Genomic DNA, 26,610 nt, shown 5'->3' on the forward strand with positions numbered 1-26,610 from the left:
TGAGTTGGTTTACTTGGCGGGGACGGCAGCGGCTTTTGCGATGGGCGCGGCGGTTTTCGCAAACGCACCGCGATAACGGCTGGCCGGGTGGCGGGTGTTGACGCGGGCCCCCTCGCCGAGGATTTTCTCGCGGTAGGTGCCGGGGGCGTAGTCGCGCTGCGCGAGGCCGCGTTTTTGCAGGACCGGCACCACATGTTCGGCGAACTCAAGGAAGGACGCAGGCAGGCGGTGATAGCTGACATTCACGCCGTCGATCCCGGCCTCTTGCCAGACCTCTAGCTGGTCAGCGATGCTTTCCGGCGTGCCGGTGATATTGCCGGCTTTCGCATAGACCTGGCCCAGATCGCGCACTTTCGGGATCACGCCGGGGTTTGAATCCTCGAATGCCCGGACCACGCCCTGAACGCCCTCGATTTCCAGCTCTTTCACCGGGCGTTCGGGATCCAGCACACCCAGATCAATGCCCAGATCGCGGCTGAGATGGGCGAGGTAGCCATCGAGGCTGACATCTTCGGCAATGTCACGCGCCTTGCGCGCTGCTTCTTCCTCGGTCGAGCCGATGATGAAGCTCATGCCCTGGATGTATTTCAGATCGCCGATCTTGCGCCCGGCCTCGACCAGATAGCGGTTGGTTTCCTCGATCTGGCGGCGGGCACCTTCGGGCTTTTGTGCGACGATATAGGTGCCCTCGGCATTCCTTGCCGCGAATGCGCGGCCAGCGGTCGATGACCCGGCCTGGAACAAAAGCGGCACCCGCTGCGGCGAGGGTTGCGACAGATGGGGCCCAAGCACCTTGTAGCGCTTGCCCTCATGATGGATGCGGTGGATTTTCGCCGGATCGGCATAGCGGTTGCCTTTCTTGTCGGCCAGCACCGCGCCCTCGTCCCAGGAGCCTTCCCAGAGCTTATAGACCACGTCGATATATTCATCGGCCCAGGCGTAACGCTCATCATGTTTGACGATGCGGTCGAGCCCGAAATTCTGCGCGGCGTTATGGCTGACCGAGGTCACGAGGTTCCAGCCGATCCGCCCTTTCGACAGGTGGTCCAGCGTCGAGATCTTGCGGGCAAAATTGAACGGATGTTCCTGCAGGATCGACGAGGTGAGCGTCAGCCCCAGCTGATCCGTCGCGCCCACCAGCGCGGCAATCAGCGCGCCGGAATCATTGATCGGGATCTGCACGGCCTCTTCGATATAGGTCTCCCACCCGCCCTTATAGGCCGGGTCGACCCCGATGATGTCAGCGGAAAAGAGGGCGTCGAATTTCGCGGCCTCCAGCGCTTTTGCCAGCGTGGTCCAGGTGTTCAGATCGTTGAATTCGGTTTGCAGCGTATCGTCGCGGCGCCAGAGGCCGTGATGGATATGCGAGACGGAGTTCATCACGAACCCGTTGAGGATCAGACGTTTGGTCATGAGCGTATGCCTTATTTGATGACCTGGTCGGCGCCGGATTTGCGGCTGACCAGAACGGCAGCGATGACGACGAGGCCCTTGATGATCATCTGCAGGAACTGCGAGACGCCCATCAGATTGAGGCCGTTGTCGAGGATCGCGATGATGAGAACGCCGATCAGCGTGCGGTGAACGCCGCCGACACCACCGGCCAGCGAGGTGCCGCCGACCACGATGGCGGCAAGGCTGTTCAGCAAAAGATCCGAGCCCAGCGACGGCCCCGCCGCGCCAAGCCGCGCGACTGCGAGGATCGCACCAAAGCCTGCAAGCAGCCCCGACAGCGCGAAGGCGTAAAGCTTGTAGCGCTCGACCGGGACGCCGGCTGTGCGCGCGACCTGCTCGCCGCCGCCGATCAGATACATATAGCGGCCAAAGCGGGTGCGGCTTCCGATGACGACCAGAACCACCCAGGCGAGGATCGCCCAGAGCGCGATATTCGGCAGGCGCGGGATCCACTGCCCGATCGAGATATTCTCCAGCCCCGGCGCATTGAACTGGATGGCGCGGCCATCAAGCAGCGTCAGCGCGATGCCGGAAAACACCGAAAGCGTGCCGAGGGTGACAATGAACGACGGGATCTTGCCGCGGGTATAAATCAGCCCGTTCACCAGCCCGAGGCCCGCGCCCACCAGGGCCGCAAAGGGGATCATCAGCCAGCCGATGTTCAGCGCATTCAGCACCGAGACCGAGACCGCGCCGACCAGCAGCACAATCGCGCCGACAGAAAGGTCAATCGACCCCATCAGCACAATGAACGTCGCGCCAAGGCAGACGATCAGCAGCGTCGCCGCCTGGCCGCTCACGGCCGAGAAATTGCGCAAAGTGGCGAAACTGTCGGTGGCAAAGCTGAAGAAGACGAACAGCGCCAGCACGACCCCGATGGGGAACCAGAGCGAGGTCTCGACCTTTGCAAAAAGGCCGGTGAGGGGCGAGAGGAAGGTGCGGCCTTCCGGATGCGGGGCGGTGGTCATTCTGCGGCTTCCAGCTGTGTTTCAGGTGCGGCGGTTTGGGCGTCAGGGGCAGGGGCGGCCACGGGCGGCGCCGGGGGCGCGGCCTGGCCGGGATCGCTCAGCATCAGGCCGACAAGGGTCTGTTCCGAGGGTTTGGCATCGGCGGGGGCAGGCACTTCGGCCACCACGCCGCCATGTTGCAGGATCAGGATACGGTTCGAGAGGCCGATCAGTTCCAGCAGCTCATCGGTGATCAGGATGATCGCGACGCCCTGATCGGTCAGGTCGCGTAAGACGCGGTAGATTTCCTGTTTCGCCCCGGCATCGACCCCGCGCGTCGGGTTGTCGAGGATCAGCACATCGGGCTTGCGCTCCAGCCAGCGGGCCAGCACCACCTTTTGCTGATTGCCGCCCGAGAGCCGCGACATGGCAAGGTCCGGCGTCGCCGAGCGGATCGCCAGCGTGTCGATATGGCTGCGGACCGCACGGCGCTCTTTCCGGCCGTGCCAGATCCCGAAGCGGTTCGAGAACAGATCTCCGCCGCTGCCGGTCGAGAAATTCCAGGCCGTGGGGAAGGAGGGGATGATGCCTTCGGCAAGGCGTTCCGCCGGGATATAGCCCAGGCCCTCGCGGGTGGCGCGGCCGATGTCGGGGCGCCGCAGCGGGCCATTCCCGATTGCAACCTGCCCGGCAAGCGGGCGGATCACTCCGGCAATCGCCTTCCCGAGCCGCGACTTGCCGGAATCGAGCAGCCCGCCAATGCCAAGGATCTCGCCGGGCCGGATTTCGAGACTGATCTCCGGCCCATCGGCCAGCACGCGCAGCCCCTCGGCCCGCAAGGCGGGCGTCACTGGCAGCGTGGTCTGCTGACGGTTCTCGTAGTAATAGTCGGTTGCACGCTCGCGCCCGACCATGAAGCCATGCAGCCGGTGCTCGTCGGTTTCCTGCGGGGTGACGCGGGTGACCATCTCGCCATCTTTCAGCACATAGATCACATCCGAGATTTCCAGCACCTCGGTCAGCCGGTGCGAGACGAAGAGAAGCGAGCCATATTGCCGGATCTTGCGCACCAGGCTGAAAAAGCTCTCCTCATCGCGCCGGTCCAGCGCCGAGGTCGGCTCGTCCAGCAGCACCAGAGGTTCCGTGACCCCGCGCAAAAGTTTCGGCGTCAGGCAGGCGCGGGCGATCTCGATGGATTGCCGGGTCGAGAAATCATAGTCGCCGGTCTTGCGACGGACATCGACATCCAGCCCAGCGTCGCTGACGATTTCCCGCGCGGCGCGGATCATCGCATCGCGGTCAACCCATTGGCCGAACCGGGTGAATCGCGCCTCTTCCCCCAAAAGCAGGTTTTCATAGACCGGCACATTCTGGACGAGGGATTGTTCCTGAAAGACGCGGGTGATGCCCTGCGCCACCGCCGCGCGGTGGCTCGGCGGGCTATAGGGGGCGCCGGCGAGGTGCAGCGTGCCATGATCGGGCGCAGTCAGGCCCGAAAGGATGTTGAATATGGTCGATTTCCCGGCGCCATTCTCTCCCACCAGGGTCACCACCGATCGGCGCGGCACGTCGAAAGAGACGTCCGAAATCACCTGCACGGGGCCATAGGACTTCGAAAGGTTGCGCACTTCCAGCAGGTTGCCGCCAGTGTGTGCTGCGTCCCCCGGCCTCTGCGCCGGGATGGAGTTCCATTCTGATCTGGATGACATTTCGCCTGTTCCGGGATGGATGCGACGAGCCTCTCTTTGCCCGGGGACAAAAAGTCTGGCTCGCCACCGGCCACGGACCTCCGCAGCCTCATTCCGGTGAATATAGGCAAGTCAGAGAGTAAGTGTTTCCAAACAACCCCCGTTTGCGGCAATGCAGCATTCTTAAATCACGATTCTTACAGGCGATATTTTCTCTGCCTCGCCTGTCGGGTGCATTTTGCTGAAATTACGGATCGATTCTGAGAGATTATTGCCCACAAATCCGAGGGGTGGCGGGAAGGTAATTCCTGCCGGCGCAGAATATTTTTCGCCTTAAGTGGTGCCAAACAGATCATATCTTCTGTTGAGCGCATTCCTTCCAATTCGACCCGGCTAATTGGCAGGAATTGCCCGGATCGGCGCCGAGAATGATAAAGATCTGACTGTGCCCTTCGTGTCATCTGTTCTGTCGCCAGGCCCCTGACCACAAGCGTTGCGGGAGGCCGGCATCAGATGCGGAGATATCCATGAAATTCCTGAAACAGGCCGGCGGATGGTTTTCGCCCGATGATACTGCGGCGGTTGACGGTCACCTTGACCGGCTCGACACGAAAGGTGTCTCGCGGCGCGATCTGCTGGCGCTTGGATCGGCGGGGCTGGCGGCGACCGCTTTCGCCGGGATCAGCGGCCTGCCGAATGTGGCGCTTGCCTCGGCGGATGGTAAACTGGCCTATCTGGCCTGGACCAGCCGGGTCGAATTCATGATCCAGGCGAGCCGCGCGACCGAAGCCGCCACCCGCGAGCTTGGCTTTTCCTATAGCTATCTCGATGGGCAGATGAGCAGCCAGACCCAGCTGGACCAGGCCGAACAGCAGCTGGGCCTTGGCGTGAATGCGATCATTCTGCACGCGCCCGATGGCAGTGCAGTGCGGCGGATCGCGGAATATTCGGCGCAGAACAAGACCTATTTCTCGAATGTCTGGGCGACGTTACCCTGGCTCACCCCCTTCGATGTCAGTGATTACTACACGCTCTATGCCGTGCCCGAAGAATTCACGGCCCATGGTGCGGTGACGCGGATCCTGCTTGATGAGGTGACAAAGCGCTTTGGCGGCGGCAAGATTATCGGCGTCACCGGGGTGCCCGGGTTCTCGACCGATACGGTGCGCAGCCGGGGGCGGGACGCGGCCTTTGCTGATTTCCCCAAAACCACGCTTGCCGACCAGCTGCCGGGGCTCTTCAACCGCGAAGATTCACTCAAGGCCGCCCAGGACCTGCTGACCCGCCACCCCGATATAAGGGGCGTTGTGGCGCAGAATGACGATGTGGCGATGGGGGTGATCGCGGCGCTGCGCGCAGCCGGGCTGGTGCCGGGCGAGGATGTGCTGGTGGTTGCCGCGGATGGCACGGCCGAAGGGTTGCTGGCGGTAAAAAGCGGGCAGTTGCTGGCCACTTCGGCCAATTCTCCGGCCTATCAGGCGGGTCTTTTCACCTCGCGGCTTTATGATGTTCTGAATGGCTGGCAACCCCGCGCCTCCGAGCGGATGCAAAACTGGAAATCGCTGATCGTTACGGCAGAGAATGTCGACGGCTATATCGCGCGCCATGTCGATAATGGCGATGTCTTGCCCTTTGATTATCGCCGGATGTCGAAAGTTCTGCACCCGGAAGACTGGGATCCCCAGGCACAGGTGACGCCGCTTGATATTGACCATGAATGGAACGGGTTTGAGAAACCTCCGGGCTGGGACTATCCGGCGCCCTATAAAGCCGCCAGAGAGAATGGCGAATGGGAGGCGGTGATGGCGGAATATGCCGAACATTACCGGATTCCGTTTGAAGGCCCGTCGCCTTTCGCGAAATCCTGATCATGGCTGATGATTGCAGCCATGAATAGCCAGGCGACAGCTGCGGTACTCGTGATCGGTGACGGGCTCTCCGGGGCGCTGGTGGCGGCGGCCCTGCTGCGCCAGGGCGCCCCGGTGATCCTGATCGGTGAGAATGGCCGGCCGGGGCAGGGCACTGCCTATGCCGCTGGGGCAGATATCCACCAGGCCAATGGCCCGGCCTCGGCGCTGAGCGCCGACCCTGCGGATCCGGACCATTTCAGCCGCTGGCTGGAGCACCGCTATGCCGGTGGCCCGCTCCCAGGGGGCGGGCCGCAGGCACGGGCGGCGGATGTCTTTGTGCCGCGCTGGCTTTACGGCCATTACGCCGCTTCGATCCTGGAGGCGGCTGCGCTGAATGGGGGCCTGACCTGCATCACGGGTGAGGTCACCGACCTCGCGCCTAAGGCGGGTGGTGTCAGTGCCAGGCTGGCGGATGGGCGCGAGTTTGCAGGCCGGAATGCGGTGCTGGCAACCGGGCTGCATTTTTCGCGCCCCGATGCGGGCCAGGCCGCTGGTGAAGCGATTGCCCCCTGGGACATCGCGCGGATGCGCGCGCTGCCGCCGGGGGCCGAAGTTGCGATCATCGGATCGGGGCTGAGTATGGTCGATGCGGTGGCTTCGCTGGCGGAGGCGGGCCATCACGGCCATATCACGGTCATTTCGCGCCATGGCCGCCGGCCAGAGCCGCGCCGGCTGGCACCGGAATGGCCGGATTACCTATCCGACCTGCCTGACCATATCACCATCCGCGCGCTTTTCGCGCTGGTGGTCCGGGAATGCCGGCTGGCCCAGGCCTCGGGGCGCGACTGGCAATCGCCGCTGGATCTGGTGCGGGCCCATATCGGGCGCTGGTGGCGGGCTTCTGATCCAGGTGAGAAACGGCGCTTTCAGCGCCATGTCCGCAGCCTGTGGGAGGTCCATCATCACCGCGCCCCGCCCATCGGTTATGCCCATGTCAGTGCGGCCGCGCGCGAGGGGCGGCTGCACCAGGTCGCCTCGACCGTGCAGGGGATCAAGGAAGGACGGGGCGTGACGATCCGCCACCGCCTGCGCGGCGGTCATGCGGTGACGGCGTCGCGGTTCGATGCGGTGATCCTCTCTGCCGGGGTGGAATATGACTGGCGGCGGATCGAACGGCCGCTGGTCCAGAACCTGCTGGAACGCGGGCTGGTGCGCCCCGGGCCGCTGTCGCTGGGGATTGACGCGGCGCCTGACGGGCGGGTGACGGGCCGCGACGGCCAACCGTCGCTTTGGCTCTTTGCACTTGGCCCCCCGTTGCGCGGGCTTTGGTGGGAGAGCACCGCCATCCCCGATATCGCGCGGCAAGCCGTGGAAATTGCAGAAATTATAGGGTCGGAACGGGATGTCGTCCCCGACCAGACGAAGGAGAAAGTGAATGAGCCAGATTGACCAGCTTTGGGGCGCGCCCCCAGCGGCGCAAACGGATCCTGGCAGCCGGTATGAGGAGGTCGCATCTGGTTTTCGTCCGGTCCTGGCCGCGATTACCGATGCATTTGGCCGGCGCGAGCGCGAGCACAGCCTGCCGTTGGAACAGATCGCGGCGCTGAAGCAAAGCGGCTTTACCGCGACGCGGCTGCCGGTTTCGGAAGGCGGCAAGGGCCTCAGCTTTCCGGAATTCCTGAACCTGATCATCGAACTGGCCGAGGCGGATTCGAACATCGCCCAGGCGCTGCGGGTGCATTTCGGTTTTGTCGAGGATGTGCTGAACCAGCGCGATCCGGCGCGGCGCGCGCTCTGGGCCCCGCGGCTGGCGGCGGGGGATCTGGTCGGTGTCGGCTTTACCGAAATCGGCGAGGCAAAGACCGACCGTTTCTCGACACGGCTCAGCCAGACGGCTGACGGGCTGCGGCTGACCGGCAGGAAATTCTACACCACCGGCACGCTTTACGCCGACTGGATCGATGTTTCCGCCAGCGACGATCAGGGCGAGACGGTCTTTGCCTTTGTGCCCCGCACCGCGCCGGGCGTGACGGTGCTGGATGACTGGGACGGGTTCGGCCAGCGTCTTTCGGCCTCGGGCACGAGCATTTATGAGACTGTCGAAGTTGCGCCGGAGAACCTTTGGCAAGGGGCCGAACGGCTGCGCTATTCGACTGCCTATTACCAGCTTTACCATCTCGCGACGCTGGTGGGCATCGGGCGGGCGCTGGTGCGCGATACCGTGGCAGAGCTCGGGTTGCGGCGGCGCACCTTCAGCCACGCCAATGCCGCGCTGCCGCGCCATGATGCGCAGGTCCTGGCGGTGCTGGGCAAGCTCCGCGCCCAGGTCTATGCCGCCCAGGCGATCACGCTGAAAGCGGCCGAGGCGGTCGGACGCGCCTTCGCCACCCGGTTTGCCGGCGATGAGGCAGCGGAGGACGCCGCGAATATCGTGGCCGAACTGGAATCGGCCCAGGCGCAATCGGTGGTGATCGACCTGATCCTCGCCGCGACGACCTCGCTGTTCGATGCGCTGTCGGCCTCGGCCACGCGCAGCGGGCTGGGGCTCGACCGCCACTGGCGCAATGCCCGCACCCTCGCCTCGCATAATCCGCGCATCTACAAGGACCGGATCATTGGCGACTGGGCGGTGAATGGCACCACGCCGCCGCCGCAATGGATCGCCGCGATACACCCGGATGCCAAACCGGCGGTGGCATAAGGAAGCAAGATTATGACATTAAAGGATAATTCGGTCTGGTTCATCACCGGCGCCTCCACTGGCTTCGGCGCGATCTTTGCCCGCCAGGCGCTGGAGGCCGGGCATCGTGTGGTCGCAACCGCGCGCGACATCCGCGCGCTGGAGCCACTGGCCGCAAGCTTTGGCAATCGCGTTCTGCCGCTCGCGCTGGACGTGACGGATGGGCCTGCGCGCGAGGCGGCGGTCGCTGGTGCCGAGGCGCGGTTCGGGGCGATTGATGTCCTCGTGAACAATGCCGGGTTTGGCTATCTTGCGGCCCAGGAGGAAGGCCAGGACGCCGAAATCCGCCAGGTTTTCGAGGTGAATGTCTTTGCCCTCGCGGCCCTGACGCGGCTGGTCCTGCCGGGTCAGCGGGCGCGCGGCCATGGTCATATCGTCAATATCAGCTCGGTCGCCGGGCTCGCGGCGAAGCCTGGTGTCGGCTATTACGCTGCGACGAAATTCGCGGTCGAGGCGCTGGCGGAAGCGCTGTCGGAAGAGGTGGCCGAGTTCGGGATCCGGGTGCTTCTGGTCGAACCGGGGCCGTTCCGTACCGATTTCGCCGGACGCTCGATCCTCGCAGCACCGCAGATCGCGGCCTATCATGGCCGTGTCGCGCATCAGCGTCCGGCCTCGATCCGGGCCGGCGCGGGCCAGGAAGACGGAGATCCCAAACGCGCGGTGCAACTGGTGCTGGCGCAGCTCGCGCGCGATGACGCGCCGCTGCGGCTGGCGCTTGGCGCCATCGCGGTCGATCGCGCGCTGGAAAAGCTGGAGCCGCTGGTGGCAGAGCTGAAGGCGCAGCGCCCCCTTTCCATCGCCGCCGACCACAAACCGGAGGGAGGCGCATGAGCCGCAAGCTGCGCCTTGGCGCCTTTCTGCCCGGCGGCGGCCAGCATGTCGCGGCCTGGCGCCACCCGGATCAACCGCTGGACGGCGCGGTCAGTCTGGCCTTTCACCAGGAGCTCGCGGCCCTGGCCGAACGCGGGCTGTTCGACGCCTATTTCCTTGCGGATACGCTTTCTGCCGAAATCGGCGGGCGTGAGGGCGGCAGTGCAAAGGCCGCCGGGTTCGAGCCGCTGACCCTGTTTGCGGCGCTGTCAGTCACCACGAAACATATCGGCTTCATCGCCACCGCCTCGACCAGCTATGAGGAACCCTATCACGTCGCCCGCCGCTTCGCCTCGCTTGATATGATCTCGGGCGGGCGGGCGGCCTGGAATGTGGTGACCTCGCATGGGGACGGGCCGGCGCGGAACTTCGGCCTTGCGGCGCAATATGGCCATGATGCGCGCTATGCCCGCGCGGCTGAGCATCTCGATGTGGTCAAACAGCTCTGGGACAGCTGGGATGATGATGCCTTCCTGCGGGATCGCGCCACGGGGGTCTATTTTGACCCGGAAAAGGTGCGGCCGATCCGGCATGAGGGGGCGTTTTTCCGCGTCGAAGGCCCGCTGAATGCGCCGCGCCCGCCGCAGGGCCATCCGGTGATTGTCCAGGCCGGGCAGTCAGAGACCGGCCGCGATTTTGCCGCCGCCTCGGCCGAGGTGATCTTTACCACGCAGCAGGATCTGGCTTCGGCTCAGGCGTTTTATGCCGATGTGAAGGGGCGGGCGGCGGCGCTTGGCCGGGCGTCGGATGAGATCCTGATCATGCCGGGCCTCGCGCCTTTTATCGGGGCGACAAAGGCCGAGGCCCAGGCGAAATATGACGCGCTGAACGCGCTGATCCTGCCGGAAGAGGGGATCGGGCTTCTGAATGCGCTGACCGGGGGGACGCTGGATCTGGCGGGCTATCCGCTGGACGGTCCGCTGCCGCAGGCGCCTGCGACCGAGGGGATGAAAAGCCGTCAGCAGCTTTTGCGCCGTATCGCGGATGAGACCGGCTTCTCGATCCGCGAGCTTTATGCCTGGGTTGCCACCGCGCGCGGTCATCTGACGCTGATCGGAACGCCTGTCGAGATCGCCGATCTGATGGAGGAATGGCTGACCTCGCGCGGCGCGGACGGGTTCAACATCCTGCCGCCCTGGCTGCCGGGCGGGCTTGAGGATTTCGTGACGCTTGTCATCCCCGAATTGCAACGGCGCGGTATCTTCCGCCGCGAATATGAGGGGCGGAGCCTGCGCGAAAATCTCGGTCTGAAACGGCCTGCGAACCGCTGGTCTTCGGTCGGGTCTGATCCGGGTCTGGCGGCGGAATAGGCCGGTGTCGGGGCGCCTGTCGTCCCGGCCCCTCACGCTTTCAGAAGGATCTGCAACCGCTCGAAACTCGCCTTATTGCCGCCGGGCGGCGCGGGCTCAGCAAGGAAGCCATCAAGGCCCGGCCAGAGCCGGATCGCGCGGTCGATCTGCGGGTCACTTCCGGCGACATAAAGCCCGGCATGGATCATCATCTCGGCCTGATCATAGGCGGATAAGAGCCTGCGCGTCTCGGTGATCACCTCGTTTTCCATCTCTGTCGCGGCGCCGGGCAGGCTCCGCGAGACCGAACGCAAGAGATCCACCGCCGGATAGCGACCACGCTCAGCAATATCGCGGCTGAGCACGACATGGCCGTCCACCGTGCCGCGAATGATATCGGCGATCGGCTCCTCCATATCCGACCCGGCGACCAGCACTGAAAACACTGCCGTAATATCGCCGGACCCCTCGATACCCGGCCCCGCCCGTTCGCATAAGGACATCAGCGCATGGGCGGTCGAGGGCGGGTAGCCGCGCAGCGAGGCCACCTCGCCCGAGGCGAGCGCGACCTCGCGATGCGCCTCGGCAAAGCGGGTGACGGAATCGACCAGAAGCAGCACATGTTTGCCAAGGTCGCGGAAATGTTCGGCCACGGTCATCGCCGAGAGGAGGCAGCGTTTGCGCATCAGCGGGGACTGATCCGAGGTCGCGGTCACGACGACCGAGCGCGCCATTCCCTCCGGCCCGAGCACCTTATCGGTGAATTCCCTGAGTTCGCGACCGCGTTCCCCCACCAGCGCGATCACTGCCACATCCGCCTGCACCCCGCGCGCGAACCGCGCCAGCAGCGAGGATTTCCCGACGCCGGAGCCTGCAAAAAGCCCGATCCGCTGCCCCCGGACCAGCGGCAGCAGCGTGTCAAACACCGCCACGCCGGTCGAGAGCCGCGCGCCAAAACCGCGCCGATGCGCGGGGTCGGGCGGGGTGGCGACCATCGGCCGTCGCTCTGGCCCCGCCAGCAGGGGGCGTCCGTCAAGCGGCCGGCCCAGCGGATCGACGATCCGGCCCAGCCAGGAGGAATCGGGGGCAAGGTCGACCTTTCCGACCAGTTCGACCCGGCTGCCGATCCCGAGGCCGCCGGTCTCGCCTTCGGGCAGGATCAGGGCGCCTGATTCCGAGACACTGATCACTTCGCCGCCGAGTTGCACCGCGCCTGCAAGCACGCGGTCACCGGGCGAGGCACCGTGTAAGCCTTTGACAACAAGGCTTCCCATCGTGTTTCCGGTGATACGGCCCACCTCTCGCACCGCCGAGATCGCGGCGATTTCTGCACGAAGTGAGTCAAATGCGAATGCCATCCGGAGCCCCCTGTTCAGCCAATTACGGTTTCTAAAGGAATCACCCTTAAACCTTGGTGAAGCAGATGAGGGAAACCGCATCCGAAGGGAGAACCCCGGTGTTCGCTAAACTTGAACTGACCAGAATGGCACAGGCCCTGGCATCGCATGCAGGATCGCGCATGGATGTCATTGCCCGCAACGTCGCCAATGCAGATACGCCCGGATACCGGGCGCATGACCTCCGGCCATTTGCCGAAGTCTATAAAAGTGAACCCGACATGCGCGCGACGCGCCCCGGCCATTTCGCCAAAGGGGGCAATGCGGCGCGTGGCGAGATCATTGCCGGCAGCGGCAGCGAGGCGCCCAATGGCAATGATGTCTCAATCGAAATGGAAATGGTGAAATCGGCCAGCGCCCGTCAGGACCATGAAATGGCCCTGGCGATCTATCGCGCAACCTCTGGCGTCATCCGCGCCTCACTCGGTCGCAATGGTTAGGGGCTCACAGGATGAATGATCTGACCACGTCACTCGCCGCCTCCGCCTCGGGGATGGAGGCCCAGGCCAACCGTTTGCGCCATGTGTCCGAGAATATCGCGAATGCCGATACGCCTGGTTATCGCCGCAAGGTGATCAGCTTTGACCAGGTGGTCGAAAGCGGGACGGTTCGGGCCGGAAGGGTCCGCCTCGATCCGCGCGAATTGCCCGAGATTTACAGCCCCGGCCACCCGATGGCCAATGAGGCCGGATATTACAGCGGGTCCAATGTGGATCTGATGATCGAGATCGCTGACGCCCGCGAGGCGCAGCGCAGTTACGACGCAAATGTCAGACTCTTCGATCAGGCAAGGCAGATGATGCAGAGCCTGTTTGAAGTTCTGCGCCGCTAGGAGACACCAGAATGGATGTAAACACTTCTTTTGCCGCAGCACATTACGCGCAGGCCAGAACGGCCGCAGCGCCTGGCTCCGGCAGCGGTCTGAGTTTTGCCTCGGTTGCGGGCGAGTTTACCGATACGCTGATGCGTCATGAAATCACGGCGCGCGACGCGATGGCCGGGAAGGCCAGCCCGCATGCGCTGGTCGAAGCTCTGTCCTCGTCGCAGCTCGCGGTCGAGACGGTGGCCACCGTGCGCGACAAGGTTGTCGAAGCCTATCAGGAAATTCTGAGGATGCCGGTATGACCGAGGCCGCCTTTTTCGATGTGCTGCGCCAGGCGCTCTGGGTGGCGGTGAAGATATCCGCTCCGATCCTTGTGGTGGCGCTGGTGACGGGGGTGGTGATCGGCCTCTTCCAGGCCCTGACCTCGGTGCAGGAGATGACGCTGACTTTTGTCCCGAAACTGGCGGCGATGCTGGCGGCGTTCTGGATCTCGATGGGCTTCATGACCAGTTCGATGACCGCGCTTTACGGTGACGTCATCATCCCGCTGATCGAAGGAGGCTGACCATGGATTCCGCAGGTTACGTCGCGCTCAGCCGGCAATCCGGGCTGATGCGGGAAATGCAGATCGTGGCGAATAACGTTGCCAATATCTCGACAAACGGCTTCCGGCGCGAGGGTCTTGTCTTTGCCGAACATGTGGCGGGGCTTGACCGGGAACCTTCGCTCTCGCTCAGCCATGGCAATGCGCGGATCACCGATCTCACCCAGGCGGGTGTGACGATGACCGGCGGTACGTTTGACCTCGCGATCCAGGGCGATGGCTTTTTCCTTGTCATGACGCCCGAAGGGGAACGCCTGACCCGCGCCGGCAGCTTTACGCCTTCGGTCGATGGCGAGCTGGTCACCCCCGAAGGCTATCAGCTGCTGGATGCCGGCGGCGCTCCGGTTTTCGTGCCGCCCGGTGCCGCGATCGCGGTGGGCGAAGACGGCACCATCTCCGCGAATGGCGAGGCGGTGGGGCAGATCGGGCTCTGGCAGCCCGGCGACCCGCTGGCGCTGCGCCACCGCTCCGGCACGCTGTTTGACGGCGGCATGGTGGAGCCGGTCGATACCGGAAAAATCATGCAGGGCTTTCTCGAAGAGAGCAATGTGAACCCGGTCGCGGAAATCGCCCGCATGATCGAGGTGCAGCGGACCTACGAGATGGGCCAGAAATTCCTCGAAGCCGAGGACAGCCGCGCCCGCAACGTCATCCAGACCCTTGGTCAATAGGTGAGACGATGAAAGCACTCCATATCGCCGCGACCGGCATGTCGGCCCAGCAGATGAAGGTCGATGTCGTCTCGAACAATCTCGCGAATATGTCGACCACCGGCTACAATGCGCGGCGCGCCGATTTCGCGGATCTGCATTACCAGCAATATACCCGCCCCGGCACGGTCTCGGCCAGCGATGGCACCATGCTGCCGACCGGGGTTCAGATCGGCCTCGGCGTGCGGCCTTCCTCGGTTTCAGTCGTTTTGCAGCAAGGCTCGCTTTCGCAGACCAATGGCGACCTCGATGTTGCCATCGACGGCAATGGCTATCTCGAGGTCGAGCTGCCCTCGGGCGTCTCGGGCTATACCAGGGATGGCGCGCTGAAACGCTCGGCGGATGGGCTGATCGTGACCTCGGACGGCTATCCGGTGGTCCCGGGGATCACCATCCCGCCCGAAACGCGCTCGGTTGCGATCAATGCGGCCGGAGAGGTCTGGGCCTATTTCAGCGACCGTGTTCAACCCGAGCTTCTGGGCCAGTTCACGCTGACCGATTTCACCAATGAAAAAGGGCTGGAGGCCATCGGCTCGAACCTCTTTCTGGAAACCGCCGCCTCCGGCCCGCCGATTGTGAACGAGCCCGGCACCGAAGGCCTCGGTACGCTGCGCCAGGGCTATCTCGAGGAAAGCTCGGTCGACGCGGTGCGCGAGATCACCGATCTGATCAAGGCGCAGCGCGGTTATGAGCTGAATGCGAAAGTCATCACCGCCGCCGACCAGATGCTCGGCGCAACGACACAGTTGCGCTGATGCGGCGGGGCCTTGCAATCCTTACCCTGCCCATCCTGATCCAGGCGGGTGCAGCCCGCGCCGAAAGCCTTGTCGCGGCCCGAAATCTTCCGGCGCAGACCATCATCGCGCCAGGCGATCTGATGCAGGTTGTGACCAGTATCAGTGGCGCCCTCACACTGCCTGCCGAGGCCATCGGCCAGGAGACCCGCGTTGCCATCTATGCCGGCAGACCTGTCAGGGCAGGCGATATCGGTCCTCCTGCCCTGATCGAGCGCAACTCAATCGTTGCGCTGGAATACCGGTCGGGCGGGCTTGTGATCCGTGCCGAAGGCCGCGCGCTTGCCCGGGGTGGGGCGGGCGAGACGATCCGCGTCATGAATCTTGCATCAAAAACCACCGTTTCGGGCCGCATCGGTGCCGATGGTCTGATCCTGGTCGGAGGATTGCCGTGAAATACCCGCTCCTTCTTTTGTCTCCCCTCGCTCTCCTGGGATGCGGCGATCTTTCTCAGGTCGGCAAAGCCCCTGAATTCAGTCCGCTGGAGGGCAGCTACCAGCATCATGCGATCTATTCGACGCCAATGCCCCGGACGACCACCCCTTCCGGAGTGGCCTATGATTCCTCTCTCTGGAACGCCAGTTCGGAATCCCTCCTGGGCGACAGGCGTGCGGCAACGCGGGGTGATATCCTGACGGTCGTGATCGAAATCGACGACAGCGCCGAGATCTCGAATTCGACCGGCCGGTCGCGCACCGGCGCGCAAAAAATGGGGATGCCGCAGCTTTTCGGAATCCCGCAGCGGATCAACGAAAAACTTCCCGCCGGCGCGACGATGGGGAACGCGGTCGATACCAGCTCTTCATCGACATTTTCCGGCAGTGGTGATGTGTCGAGATCGGAGCAGCTGACCCTCCGCATCGCGGCCACGGTGGTCGAACAACTGGCAAATGGTGTTCTGCGTATCGAGGGTCAACAGGAGGTAAGGGTGAACAACGAACTTCGCGAACTTGTCGTCACCGGCTATGTGCGCCCGACCGATATCTCGCGCCAGAACGAAATCACTTATGACAAGATCGCGGGAGCGCGGATCTCTTATGGTGGCAGAGGTCAGATCACGGATGTGCAGCAGCCCCGCTACGGGCAGCAGATCACCGATATTCTGCTGCCGTTCTGACCATGAAAAAGCTGCTTATCCCGTTGTTTCTTGCCCTGGTCGGGCTCGCGCTCGGCGGTGGTGCCGGATATTTCCTGCGCGTGGCACCGGCGGGCGACCTCGCGCAGGAAGGTTCTGATCGCAAGGCGAGCGAAACTCCTGATCCTGCGAAAGTGGAGTTTGTGCGGCTCAACAATCAGTTCATCGTGCCGGTGATGGAGGGCGGGCGGATCGTGTCTCTGATCGCGGCCTCACTGAGCCTGGAGATTGCCGCAGGGCAGTCTGACATGGTCTTTGCCCGCGAGCCAAAACTGCAGGACGCCTTTCTCCAGGTCATGTTCGATCACGCGAATTCCGGAGGTTTCAGGGGGTCTTTCACGGAGTCCTCAAATCTTATCGTCCTCCGCAAAGCACTGCTGGAACAAGCGAGAAAGGTCCTTGGCGAGATGGTCAATGATGTGCTGATCACCGAAATCGCGAGACAGGACAGCTAGGGCCTGGCGGCCTGCGTGACCAAACTCTGCCAGGGTGACAGAAAGGTGCAAAATGCCCGGGGCGCGTCTTGCCCGTTGGCGCTACAGGGCCATCGTCGCTGGAACATCTGCCCCAATCCTGCGGCCTTTTGGCAGCATCTGGCCTGTCGCCGGTTTCGTGGAGGTGAAGATAAGATCCTGGCCATTGAACTGGCGATCGCAGATGATGAGACGGACGTAAAAAGCCGGGACAGTCAGGCTTGCGACCGGGCGGAGCGCCGCAGTGGCGCGTTGGAGTTCAAAACCGCGCTGTCTGAGCCCTGCGGAAGTTGAGGACCGCGCTATGGCAGCTTGGCCTGCTGTTCGCGGAACAGGCAGCAGGTCGGAGAGATGAGGGCGCGGCCGCAGCATTTTGGGAATGACGTGTGGCTGAAGGATATCGCCGCCTGCACCGCCTCTCAAATTGCGCGAGCCGGGCGACCGTAACCGGGTCTCAGGTCTCTCCGGAGGTTTTGTGACCCCCGCCACAGAGGGGCCTTGCCCTGGCCAGGGCTGAGCATAATTCGGGTTCCCTTTTTTGGCAGGCGTCGACATTACCAAACACCGGCACGAGGTGATGATTGCTGCCCCGGGCAAGACAGGCCGGCGGCGGCTCTCTGTCACCAACAGCGCCGGTGACCTGATGCGGCTGACCGCGATCCGGCGGGAATATGACCTACCCGTCCGGAGCGACTTCGAAGCCACCGGCACCGGTCATCGCGCGCTGATCTATCATCCTGGCGTCGCCGTGTTCGATCCGAAACGGAAGTCTTCGGTCTCCCTCGCCGGCATATGCGAGGCGCTGCACGACAGCTGAGACAAGAACGATCCCAGGGAGGCTCAGGTCATCTTGCACATACTGCCGATTGGAGCCGTGCTGATCTTCCAGGACCCCATGGTGGCCGGAGCGCCCCATTCGCGACGTGATCAAATCCGGCGAATCCTGTCGTCTCTTCTTTGACGGGCTGTGCCCAGGCAGAAGGTCCCGGCTCGGCAGAGCCGTGGCGGCAGTTTCCTGATCCTCCTCTGGCCGCCCGGGATTATGGATCTCGCCTTCAGGACGGCGAGGGCGGCAATCAGACCGGCCCTGCATTTGCTCTGGCAGAGATCCATTCCTGACGACGAAACCCGCCCACGCAACCATCCTCAGGGCCTCCGTTCGCCCGGATGCCCCGAGAGCTGCCGGCCAAAGGCGTATGTCCGTCCCGAGCCAGAAAGCTCTGTGCCAGGACCCTCTTCGCTGAGCCGACCTTGCGACAGATCCGTTCCGGTATCCGGGTCACGTCTTCGCCGCGATGGTGGAGCGCCAGGTCGGTGGCAGAGAAACAGCGAGCATGGAGGGCGACGACGGTCGCGATCCGCAGCTTTTGCCCAAGGGTCGGCCGGTCACGGCCGAAACCCGTTGCCCAGACGGCATTCGGCCCGGCGGCTCCGGCACAACTATCGCCTAACCCGGCCTTCACCCGGCGCCTGGCGGGATCACAGCTGCAGGACTGACGATCCGTAAACCATTGCTGACCCTCCGGCTTTCCTGGCGCAGGGGGGATCCGCACCAGCTTCATGGCCGGCCGCCTGAAGCAGAAGCGCGACCCGGATGTGGTGAAGCTCCGGCCATACTGGCAGTATTTGCACGGTGACAGCCGAACCTCCAAAGTTCCCCGCAAGCAGCACCTCGGCTGGCATGGCCTCGTTCTGATGTGGAACGACCCGTGGTGGGATACGCATTTCCCACTGAATGACTGGCTTTGCAGCTGCGGCGTCCGGATGCTGTGCCGACCGGAGATCCGCGCGGCCGGCATGTTGTCAGCATCGATCAGCCAGAGCCGATTGCGGATCTGCTGGCCAAGGCAAGGCCGTTTCAGGCGTCGGTCATGCCAGAGGGGCTGGCGCCCGAAGATTACATCAGGGCTTTGCTGCAGCCGCTCGGTGGCGATGTCGGTCGGGCCGCGCTCTTCGAGGATAAGGCAGGGTATCCGCATCTGACAGGGTGGGGGAATAGATGACACCAGAGGCCGGGCCGGCAGTCCTTGCCGGCTGCGCCCTCATTTGCTGCGGCCCTGGACGATGCGGTCGATCACCATGGCACAGGCCAGAATCGCGAGGCCGGCGAGGACGCCTTTTCCGACCGCCGCATATTGCAATGCGGAAAGGACATCTTCTCCAAGGCCCCGCGCGCCGATCAGCGAGGCGATCACCACCATCGAGAGGCACATCAGCAGCGTCTGGTTCACGCCGGCCATGATCGAGGGGCGCGCGATGGGCAGGTCGACCTGAAAAAGCATGAACCGGCGGGAGGCGCCAAAGGCCTGGGCGGCCTCGCGGGTGCTTTCGGGCACCGATGCGATCCCCAATGCCGTCAGGCGGATCACCGGTGGCATCCCGAAAATCAGCGTGGCGATAATGCCGGGGGGCTTTCCGATCCCAAAAAATGCAATGACCGGAATAAGATAGACGAAAGCTGGCATGGTTTGCATCAGATCGAGCACCGGTCGCATCAGGGTCAGGACACGGCGATCCCGCCCCGCCCAGATGCCCAAAGGCAGGCCAAAGAAGACGCAGAGAAACGCGGCGGTTCCCAAAAGGGCGACCGTTGCCATGCTCTTTTCCCAAAAGCCGAACAGCGCGAGATAGGCCAGGGCCGCGGCGGAAAAGATCGCGACGCGGCGGCCGGACACCTGCCAGGCGATCAGGATCACGCCGGCCATGACAACGGGCCAGGGCGTGGCCACGAGCGCCAGTTCCAGCAGGGCGAGGATGGCGTTGATACCCGATGCGATGGCGCGAAACAGGCCGCCCAGGCCTTCGGCGGCAGATCTGAACCCGCGGTCCAGCCAGCGCGCGCAGGCGTTGTAGATCTCGGGGGAGGAAGGGAAACCGGTCAGCCAGGCGGGAGGGTCGGTAAAGGCGAACCGCCAGGCTGAGAGCGCTGCGCTGGCAAGGGTCAGGCCGGCCGCGAAAACGGCGCGTTGTGGTGGCAGCCCATGCCCGAGCCGGCGGTCGGCCCGCCAGCGCCGGAAGCGCCGGTTCAGCAGCATGGTTCCCAGAAATCCGGTCGCCAGATGTACGGTGATCAGACCGAGCCCGCCCGCGAGGCCGTAGCCAAAGGATTGCGATTGCGCCGTTTCGGCCTCGGCCCGGGCATTTGTGGCGGCCTTCGCGATACCTTCAGCCGAACGTTTCATGCCCTCACCCAGAGGGTCACCATTGGCGATGGCGGTTTCGGCAGCGGCAAGGCGGCTCGCCGATTGTGCCTCGAGTCGGTCGGCCCTGGCGCGGGCATCAGCGCCAGGGTCCCCGAGAACCGCAATGGCCAGCAGGACCACGCTGGCGACAGTGGCAAAAAACGCCGGCCAGAAGGCGGCCCAGAGCGACCTCGCCCCAAGCCATGACGCGCCGAACAGGGCCGCCATCGGGTTGAAACGCGGGCGCGGCCGGGCCTCTTCATCCAGCAGCGCGAAGGCGCGGCTGTAAAACGCGGCACCACGCTGCACGAATTCGGCGACAAGCGGGTCCGGTCGGGTCATTGCGCGGCCTCCCCTTGAGTGCTGATCGCGGCAAGCAGCGTCTTTTGATGCACAAGGCCGACCGGAATACCGTCGCGGCAGACCAGAACCGGAGTGTCCTTGGTGGCGAAATGCGTCGTCAGCGCGGCAAGCGCCGTGTTCTGATCGACCCGCGCCGGATCCTCTGTCAGACCTTCCGGCATTGTGGACAGCGGCTCCATGATCGTGCCCGCGCGCAAGACCTGCAGGGGCGAGACATGGCGGGTGAATTCTGCGATGAAATCGGTGGCCGGGCGGGTCACGATCTCTTCCGGCTGGCCGATCTGCTGGATCTCGCCATCTTTCATGATGGCGATCCGCGATCCGATGGCGATGGCCTCGTCGAGGTCATGGGTGATGAAGATCACCGTTTTGCCCATTTCCCGGGCGAGATTGCGGAACTGCTCCTGCAACTGACGGCGGATCAGCGGGTCAAGCGCGGAAAAGGGTTCGTCCATCAAAAGGATCGGCGGGTCGGCGGCCAGGGCACGGGCAAGGCCGACGCGCTGCTGCATGCCGCCGGAAAGTGCGGTCGGCAGGCTGTCCCCCCAGCCGGCCAGCCCGACCTTCGCCAGCGCAATCTCGGCCTGATCAAAACGCTGACGCGGCGTGGTCCCCTGGATCTCCAGCGGCAGGGCGACATTTTCGCGCACCGTGCGATGCGGCAACAGGCCAAAGCTCTGAAAAACCATGCCGATCCGTGAAGAGCGCAGCTCGCGCAGGCGCGGGGGGCTGGCACGGGTGATATCCTCGCCTTCGAGAAGGATCTCGCCCTCGGTCGGTTCGATCAGCCGGTTGATCAGCCGCACAAGGGTCGATTTTCCCGAGCCCGACAGGCCCATGACGCAAAAGACCTCGCCCCGTGCGACCGAGAACCCGGCATCGCGCACGCCGATCACGGCGTCAGAGCCGGCCATCAGCTCGGCTTTGCTTTTGCCGGATTTTGCCTCGGCCAGCGCCGCCCGGGCGTCATGGCCGAAGACTTTCCAGACCGCGCGCAGTTCGATTACGGGGTCGCTCACTGTTCTCTTCCGTCTGACAGGCCGCGGGGAAGCGGCGGAAAAGCGGAAAGCCGGAGAGGCAAGACCGCTCCGGCCCCGAAGGCGCAATGGGTGATGGATTACTGCGCGGTCCAGGCGGCGATTTGCGCCGCATTGGCCTCGATCCAGGGCTTCACGACCTCATTCGGGTCTTTGCCGTTGATGATCTCCAGCGACCATTTGTTCACATCATCGGCGCTGAGCTGGATGTTTTGCAGCAGCGTCACCAAAGCCGGGTCGCGCGTCGCCAGATTGGCCGACCAGGAGATATGCACCGTGGTGTCGGGATAGGCCGAAGCAACATGGGATTTCGCCAGCCAGTCCGGGTCCTGGTCGGGCTGCACGATCACGAAATTCGCCGGGTCATGCGCCGGTTCCTGCAGCAGGACGAGGTCATAGATCGCGAAATTCTGGTGCGGACCGTAGCAATAGCCCAGCCAGGCACGGTTGGCTTTCACCGCCGCATCGAGGCCCGCCGTGGCAATTGCCTCATCGGTCGATTGCAGCTCGAAAAACTCGGCGAAGCCGTAATCGCGGGCGCGGATGGTCTCGATATTGGTCGACAGCCAGCCCTGCGGGCCGATCCAGACTTCGCCTTTGCCATTGCCGTCCGAATCGAACAGTGCGGCAATCTCGGGGTTCGCGAGATCGAAAACCGAACGGATATTGTGCTTCCCGGCGGCGGCTTTCGGCACGCAATAGCCCTGCACGGCAGGGAAGGACTTCTCGCCGAGGGTGACCAGCTTCTCCTCATCGACATATTTGGTTTTGGGCGCGCTCTGGTTCGGCAGCCAGGTCTCGGTCCAGATATCGACCTCGCCGGTGCCGCGCGACATTGCCTCCCATATCACCGGGACCGAGGCGACCGGCACGGTTTCGACCTCTAGCCCGAGCGCCTCTTCGATGATGCCCTTGACCGCGAAGGCGGTGGCGCGGCCCGAGGCGTAATTCGGATCCGGGATCACCAGCTTCTCGGCCAGCGCGAGGCCGGGCGCGAGGCTCGCAGAGGTGATCAGAGCGGCAAAAAGGCGGGAGGCGGTCAGCATTGCTATGGTCCTGTCTGGGTAGGGGAGTGGCTGCGCGTTTCCGTCATTCCCTGCAGCGCTTTATCGCATCGCAGGTGGTTAAGGGACATTCCAAAGCCTGGAGCCGGACAGAAGGTTTGTTGTCCTGACACGCGGCTTTTGGGCAGATCTGTTCTGTTCAGCCCGGGATCTGGCGGGCTGGAAGAAAAAAATTCCCGGGATGGTGGTCAGCCCCGTCTGGCGCGGTCAAAGGCGCGGTCCAGCCCCTCGGCGACCTGATCGACATCTTTCAGTGTCAGGCACAAAGGCGGCACCATCCGCAAAGTCGACCGGTGCGGCCCCGATTTCGACAGAATCAGCCCGGCCTCGCGGCAGGCTTCGAACACCGCGCCGGTGGTTTCGGCGTCAGGGGTCTTTTTCGCCCGGTCCGAGACCATTTCGATTGCCAGCATCAGGCCGCGACCGCGCACATCGCCGATAACCGGATATTTCTGCCGCAGTTCGCGCAGGCGCGAGAGCAGCGCGGCGCCGACCTCTTTCGCATTCTCCTGCATGCGGTCGCGTTTCAGGATCTCCAGCACCGCGCGCCCGGCGGCGCAGGAGGTCGGGTTTGACCCATAGGTGTGAAACATGAAGCGTTCCGCCATCGGCTCGGCGATCTCGCGGCGGACCACCACCGCGCCCAGAGGGAAGCCGTTCGAGATGCCCTTGGCCATCACGACGATATCGGGGATGACGCCGTCGGCCTCAAATCCCCAGAAATGATCGCCGGTGCGGCCAAAGCCGGATTGCACCTCATCCGCGATATAAAGCCCGCCCGCCGCGCGGATGCGTTCGGCCGCGCCGGACATATAGCCCGGCGGCATTTCGATGATGCCGCCATAGCCCTGGACACTTTCGACCAGCATCCCGGCGACCTGGCCGGAGGTTGCGCTTTCGATCACCCGCTCGATCTCATCAAGATAGGGGGCGGCGCCTGCATTCTCGCCGAAAATGCCGCGATACTGGTTCGGCTCGGCGACAAAAGCCACATTGCCGGGCATCCCCGGGTGCCGCCAGCCCGCGATCCCGGTCACCGATTGCGCGGCAGAGGTCGGGCCGTGATAGGCAGTGCGCAGCGCGATCAGATCGAGATTGCCGGTATATCCCCGCGCCATCGCCATCGCGAGGTCAATGGCCTCGGACCCGGAATTGGTGAAATGCACCACCCATTCGATATCGCCTCTGGGGCCTTTCGGCATGGTTGCCGCCAGTTCCTCGGCGAAATGCGCGGGCACCGGATGGTAGAACATCGTGGTGCAATGGGTCAGCTCTGCCGCCTGATCCATCGCGGCTTTGACCACTTCGGGATGCGAATGGCCGACCGAGATGCAGACATTCATCCCCAGAAGGTCCGTGTAGCGACGGCCCGCCTCGTCCCAGAGATATTGCATCTCGCCCCGGCGAAACACCATCGGCTCGCGGAAGGGGACGAATTTGCGCAAAGCGGCCGAGTAATAGCGGTCACGGCGGGCGGCGGTTTCCTCGAGGTTCCAGCTGGTGTGCAGCGTCATGCCTTCTCTCCGGTGATCTCATATGTGCGGCGGGCGACGAAATCATCGAGCGCCTCGCGGATGCTGTCGTCCATCGCAGGCGCCTCGTAATCGCGCAGGATCTGTTTCACGCGGGCCGATGCGCGGTCCTGCTGCCAGAGCCCACCTTCCGCCGTCCATTGCTCGTAAGTGCCGTTGTCCGACATCTCGCCCAGCCAGAAGGCGGATTCGAAATTCTCGCGGGTATGGGCTGCGCCAAGGAAATGGCCGCCGGGGCCGATCTCGTGAAAGGCTTCCATCGCCTGGGCGGCTTCCGAGAAATCAATGCCCTGCGTGAAGCGCGCCATGGCGGCGCAGCGGTCCGCATCCATTACGATCTTCTCGTAACCGGTGGTGAGCAGGCCTTCGAGGCAGCCCGTGGCATGGATGATGAAATTCACGCCCGCCATGACGGCGCCCATCAGCTGGGCCTGTGACTCATATCCGGCCTGGGCATCGGGCACTTTCGACGCGGTCAGCGCGCCGACCGAATGGAAGGGCAGGCCCAGCCGGTCTGCCAGCGTCTTCGCGCACATCTGAAACTGGGTGCCTTCGGGCGTGCCAAAGGTGGGGGCACCTGTGCGCAGGCTCAGCGGCGAGAAAAACGTGCCAAAGACCGAAGGCGCGCCGGGCCGGATCAGCTGGATCAGCGCGACGCTCGCCATGACCTCGGCCAGCACCTGCGCCAAAGTCGCCGCCACTGTCACCGGCGACATCGCGCCCCCCAGCACGAAGGGCGAGACGACCGTGGCCTGACCGGCCCGCGCATATTCCTTCAGTGCCCAGAGCATGGTCTCATCCAGCACCAGCGGCGCATTGGTATTGACCACGGAATAAAGCACGCAATTCGCGTCGACGAACTCTGCCCCCATGGCGAGCTTTGCCATTTCAATCGTGTCGCGGGCACGTTCGGGGGCGGTGACGGCCCCCATGAAAGGCTTGTCGGAATGCGTGAGATGGGTATGGGCCATATGCAGATGGCGCAGGGGAACCGGCAGGTCGACGGGTTCGACCACCACGCCGCCGGAGTGGTTCACGGCGTTCAGGCTGTAATGCAGTTTGGTGATCTCGCGGAAATCGTGGATCGTGGCATAGCGGCGGCCCTTTTCCATGTCATGCACGAAAGGCGGGCCGAAACTGGGCGCAAACAGCTGTGCCTCGCCGCCGATCTGCACAGACCGGCCCGGGTTGCGGGCATGTTGGGTAAAGACCTTCGGCGCGGTTTTGATCTTGTCGCGGCACCAGCCGGGATCAAAGCGCACCCTTTCGCCATCGACCCGCGCGCCGGCCTTGCGGAAGATCTCCAGCACCTCGGCATCGCCGCGGAATTCCATGCCGATCTCGTCGAGGATGCGGTCGGCATTCCTTTCGATGATGGCGACGGCCTCGTCGTCGATCAGACTGACAATGCCGATGCGGCGCAGCACATAGGGCGACGAGACCTTGTTCCTCGCGCTTCTCTCCTGCATCCGGGCGCTGCGGCCCCGCCTCTCCTGCATCCCGGTCTCCATCGGCATGTTGCCGGGCCGACGATAGCGGGGCGCGAGGCTCTGCAAAGGTTAAACTTATACTATCGGTAATCCTAATGAGGCGGATTAGCGATCTCGTGGTAACTCACCTGGCCGGAGATTGCGGGGAAATGATGGTCGAAGGCACGTTTGAGGATCTTCTGGCTTTCCAGCGCGATGCGCAGCGGGATCGTGCCAAGGTCATCGCGGCGCGACACCAGGCGGATGGTGCGTTTGAAGGGCGCGAAGGGCAGCGGCTCGATCCTGAGACGCATCCCTTCGGCGACGCCGTCGATCAAAAGCGTCGGTGACAGGATCGCGAAACATTTGCCGGTGATGACGCCGGCCATCACCATCGCGGTCCGGTCGGCCTCGATCGCGCGGGGCAGATCAAGGCGGCAGCGTTGCAGATGCTGGTCGGTGCGGCGCCCGACCGGGGTGGTGGTGCCAAAACGCGCGAGGGAAAGCTTGCGGGAAATGGCGTGGATATCGTCAGCCGGCCCTGTGTAACTGTCTGGCAGAATAAGATAAAACGGCTCATCCAGAATCGGGATAAAGCTGAAGCCCGGCCCGTCCTGCAGCCGTTCAGAGGTCACCGCCATATCGATCCGCCGGTCATTCAGCGCTGCGAAATGGTCGGTGGCGAGGCCCGCCGACAGGATCAGCTCCGGCACTTTCATCGCATTATTGACCAGATCATAAAGCCCCGGCGTCAGCGTGGTCGCGGTCGAGGCCAGCAGCCCGACCCGGAGCGCCGGCAGCGAAGAGGCGCCCAGATGCTGCATGTCGCGCTTCAGATCGTCGATCTGGTTCAGCAGCCGAAAGCCATGCCGCTGCAGCGTTTCGCCGGCATAGGTCAGGGCAATCGGCCGGGTCGAGCGGTCGAACAGCGCCATGCCGAAGATCAGTTCCAGGTTCTTCAGATGCTGCGAGGCGGCAGATTGCGTGATCCGCAGGGCCGAGGCCGCCGCGGTCACCTGCCGCATCTCGGCCACCGCCATGAACACTTCGATGGCGCGGAACAGGTTGATATCAGGTTCGTCTTTGCTGCGTTCGCGCATGATCTTAACCGGGTTGCTGTTCTGATAAGAATTAGTATCCCTAATGATGCCTGTCCATCCTTGCGCGAATGCCGCTGCCTCTGTCTGA

Annotated in this window: 25 protein-coding genes; 15 read left to right on the forward strand and 10 right to left on the reverse strand. The window is 63.8% G+C overall.

Annotated features, from left to right (window positions below; translation table 11 throughout):
* Positions 1-9: 9 nt before the first annotated feature.
* From JC607_RS04050 to JC607_RS04060, 3 genes are read right to left on the reverse strand one after another with little or no spacing between them, the layout of a single operon-like run.
* Entirely contained in the window at positions 10-1,413 is a 1,404-nt protein-coding gene (locus JC607_RS04050; protein WP_198835667.1) for an NtaA/DmoA family FMN-dependent monooxygenase, read from the reverse strand.
* Positions 1,414-1,424: 11 nt separating this feature from the next.
* Positions 1,425-2,423: an ABC transporter permease gene (locus JC607_RS04055; protein WP_198835668.1), complete on the reverse strand. Its 999-nt coding sequence runs from the start codon at positions 2,421-2,423 to the stop codon at positions 1,425-1,427.
* On the reverse strand, positions 2,420-4,111 hold the full coding sequence (locus JC607_RS04060) for a sugar ABC transporter ATP-binding protein (RefSeq protein ID WP_198835669.1): 1,692 nt from the start codon (positions 4,109-4,111) through the stop codon (positions 2,420-2,422). Before JC607_RS04060 ends, JC607_RS04055 begins: the two co-directional genes overlap by 4 nt.
* A 506-nt stretch (positions 4,112-4,617) precedes the next feature.
* On the opposite strand from JC607_RS04060, the gene JC607_RS04065 reads away from it, so the two are divergent.
* Genes JC607_RS04065 through JC607_RS04085 form a run of 5 tightly spaced genes read left to right on the forward strand, consistent with a single transcriptional unit; the run spans position 4,618 to position 10,860 of the window.
* The gene (locus JC607_RS04065; RefSeq protein WP_198835670.1) at positions 4,618-5,958 is read left to right on the forward strand and encodes a sugar ABC transporter substrate-binding protein; all 1,341 of its coding nucleotides are present in this window, start codon (positions 4,618-4,620) and stop codon (positions 5,956-5,958) included.
* A gap of 21 nt (positions 5,959-5,979) precedes the next feature.
* Complete coding sequence (locus tag JC607_RS04070; protein WP_198835671.1) at positions 5,980-7,389, forward strand: FAD/NAD(P)-binding protein; 1,410 nt, start codon at positions 5,980-5,982, stop codon at positions 7,387-7,389.
* Entirely contained in the window at positions 7,376-8,641 is a 1,266-nt protein-coding gene (locus JC607_RS04075; RefSeq protein ID WP_198835672.1) for an acyl-CoA dehydrogenase family protein, read from the forward strand. The genes JC607_RS04070 and JC607_RS04075 overlap by 14 nt, the downstream gene beginning before the upstream one ends.
* A 12-nt stretch (positions 8,642-8,653) precedes the next feature.
* Positions 8,654-9,511 carry an oxidoreductase gene (locus JC607_RS04080; protein WP_198835673.1) on the forward strand — a complete coding sequence of 286 codons (858 nt, stop codon included), beginning with the start codon at positions 8,654-8,656 and terminating at the stop codon, positions 9,509-9,511.
* Positions 9,508-10,860 carry an LLM class flavin-dependent oxidoreductase gene (locus JC607_RS04085; protein WP_198835674.1) on the forward strand — a complete coding sequence of 451 codons (1,353 nt, stop codon included), beginning with the start codon at positions 9,508-9,510 and terminating at the stop codon, positions 10,858-10,860. The genes JC607_RS04080 and JC607_RS04085 overlap by 4 nt, the downstream gene beginning before the upstream one ends.
* 32 nt (positions 10,861-10,892) lie before the next feature.
* Here JC607_RS04085 and JC607_RS04090 read toward each other — a convergent pair whose 3' ends face one another.
* Positions 10,893-12,197 carry a FliI/YscN family ATPase gene (locus JC607_RS04090; protein ID WP_198835675.1) on the reverse strand — a complete coding sequence of 435 codons (1,305 nt, stop codon included), beginning with the start codon at positions 12,195-12,197 and terminating at the stop codon, positions 10,893-10,895.
* 98 nt (positions 12,198-12,295) lie between these two features.
* On the opposite strand from JC607_RS04090, the gene JC607_RS04095 reads away from it, so the two are divergent.
* The 10 genes from JC607_RS04095 to JC607_RS04140 all read left to right on the forward strand — a co-directional run bounded on the left by JC607_RS04095 (position 12,296) and on the right by JC607_RS04140 (position 17,592).
* Positions 12,296-12,676 (forward strand): FlgB family protein, encoded by a 381-nt coding sequence (locus JC607_RS04095; protein ID WP_198835676.1) that lies wholly within the window; start codon positions 12,296-12,298, stop codon positions 12,674-12,676.
* Positions 12,677-12,687: 11 nt separating this feature from the next.
* Positions 12,688-13,068, forward strand: coding sequence for a flagellar basal body rod protein FlgC (gene flgC, locus JC607_RS04100; RefSeq protein ID WP_198835677.1), 381 nt, complete (start codon positions 12,688-12,690; stop codon positions 13,066-13,068).
* Between the two features lie 11 nt (positions 13,069-13,079).
* Positions 13,080-13,361 (forward strand): flagellar hook-basal body complex protein FliE, encoded by a 282-nt coding sequence (gene fliE / locus JC607_RS04105; protein WP_198835678.1) that lies wholly within the window; start codon positions 13,080-13,082, stop codon positions 13,359-13,361.
* Positions 13,358-13,624 carry a flagellar biosynthetic protein FliQ gene (locus tag JC607_RS04110; RefSeq protein WP_198835679.1) on the forward strand — a complete coding sequence of 89 codons (267 nt, stop codon included), beginning with the start codon at positions 13,358-13,360 and terminating at the stop codon, positions 13,622-13,624. Before fliE ends, JC607_RS04110 begins: the two co-directional genes overlap by 4 nt.
* Positions 13,625-13,626: 2 nt before the next feature.
* Entirely contained in the window at positions 13,627-14,334 is a 708-nt protein-coding gene (locus tag JC607_RS04115; protein ID WP_198835680.1) for a flagellar hook-basal body complex protein, read from the forward strand.
* Between the two features lie 8 nt (positions 14,335-14,342).
* Positions 14,343-15,128, forward strand: coding sequence for a flagellar basal-body rod protein FlgG (flgG, locus tag JC607_RS04120; RefSeq protein WP_198835681.1), 786 nt, complete (start codon positions 14,343-14,345; stop codon positions 15,126-15,128).
* Complete coding sequence (flgA, locus tag JC607_RS04125; RefSeq protein ID WP_198835682.1) at positions 15,128-15,562, forward strand: flagellar basal body P-ring formation chaperone FlgA; 435 nt, start codon at positions 15,128-15,130, stop codon at positions 15,560-15,562. Before flgG ends, flgA begins: the two co-directional genes overlap by 1 nt.
* Positions 15,559-16,284 carry a flagellar basal body L-ring protein FlgH gene (flgH, locus tag JC607_RS04130; RefSeq protein WP_198835683.1) on the forward strand — a complete coding sequence of 242 codons (726 nt, stop codon included), beginning with the start codon at positions 15,559-15,561 and terminating at the stop codon, positions 16,282-16,284. Before flgA ends, flgH begins: the two co-directional genes overlap by 4 nt.
* A 2-nt stretch (positions 16,285-16,286) precedes the next feature.
* Positions 16,287-16,757, forward strand: coding sequence for a flagellar basal body-associated FliL family protein (locus JC607_RS04135; RefSeq protein WP_198835684.1), 471 nt, complete (start codon positions 16,287-16,289; stop codon positions 16,755-16,757).
* Positions 16,758-17,313: 556 nt separating this feature from the next.
* A complete protein-coding gene (locus JC607_RS04140; protein WP_198835685.1) occupies positions 17,314-17,592 on the forward strand; it encodes a hypothetical protein in 279 nt (92 codons plus the stop codon).
* Positions 17,593-18,817: 1,225 nt separating this feature from the next.
* On the opposite strand, the gene JC607_RS04145 is transcribed toward JC607_RS04140, so the two are convergent.
* The 6 genes from JC607_RS04145 to JC607_RS04170 form a co-directional block, all read right to left on the reverse strand.
* Entirely contained in the window at positions 18,818-20,299 is a 1,482-nt protein-coding gene (locus JC607_RS04145) for a proline/glycine betaine ABC transporter permease (RefSeq protein WP_198835686.1), read from the reverse strand.
* Positions 20,296-21,339 carry a betaine/proline/choline family ABC transporter ATP-binding protein gene (locus tag JC607_RS04150; protein WP_198835687.1) on the reverse strand — a complete coding sequence of 348 codons (1,044 nt, stop codon included), beginning with the start codon at positions 21,337-21,339 and terminating at the stop codon, positions 20,296-20,298. The genes JC607_RS04145 and JC607_RS04150 overlap by 4 nt, the downstream gene beginning before the upstream one ends.
* A gap of 98 nt (positions 21,340-21,437) precedes the next feature.
* Complete coding sequence (locus JC607_RS04155) at positions 21,438-22,403, reverse strand: glycine betaine ABC transporter substrate-binding protein (protein WP_198835688.1); 966 nt, start codon at positions 22,401-22,403, stop codon at positions 21,438-21,440.
* 206 nt (positions 22,404-22,609) lie between these two features.
* Positions 22,610-23,935 carry an aspartate aminotransferase family protein gene (locus JC607_RS04160; RefSeq protein WP_198835689.1) on the reverse strand — a complete coding sequence of 442 codons (1,326 nt, stop codon included), beginning with the start codon at positions 23,933-23,935 and terminating at the stop codon, positions 22,610-22,612.
* Complete coding sequence (locus tag JC607_RS04165; protein ID WP_233092625.1) at positions 23,932-25,452, reverse strand: trimethylamine methyltransferase family protein; 1,521 nt, start codon at positions 25,450-25,452, stop codon at positions 23,932-23,934. The genes JC607_RS04160 and JC607_RS04165 overlap by 4 nt, the downstream gene beginning before the upstream one ends.
* An 83-nt stretch (positions 25,453-25,535) precedes the next feature.
* On the reverse strand, positions 25,536-26,522 hold the full coding sequence (locus JC607_RS04170; RefSeq protein WP_198835690.1) for a LysR family transcriptional regulator: 987 nt from the start codon (positions 26,520-26,522) through the stop codon (positions 25,536-25,538).
* Positions 26,523-26,610 lie beyond the last annotated feature (88 nt).

The sequence above is a fragment of the Paracoccus sp. IB05 genome (genome assembly GCF_016405985.1).
Lineage (GTDB): Bacteria > Pseudomonadota > Alphaproteobacteria > Rhodobacterales > Rhodobacteraceae > Pseudogemmobacter.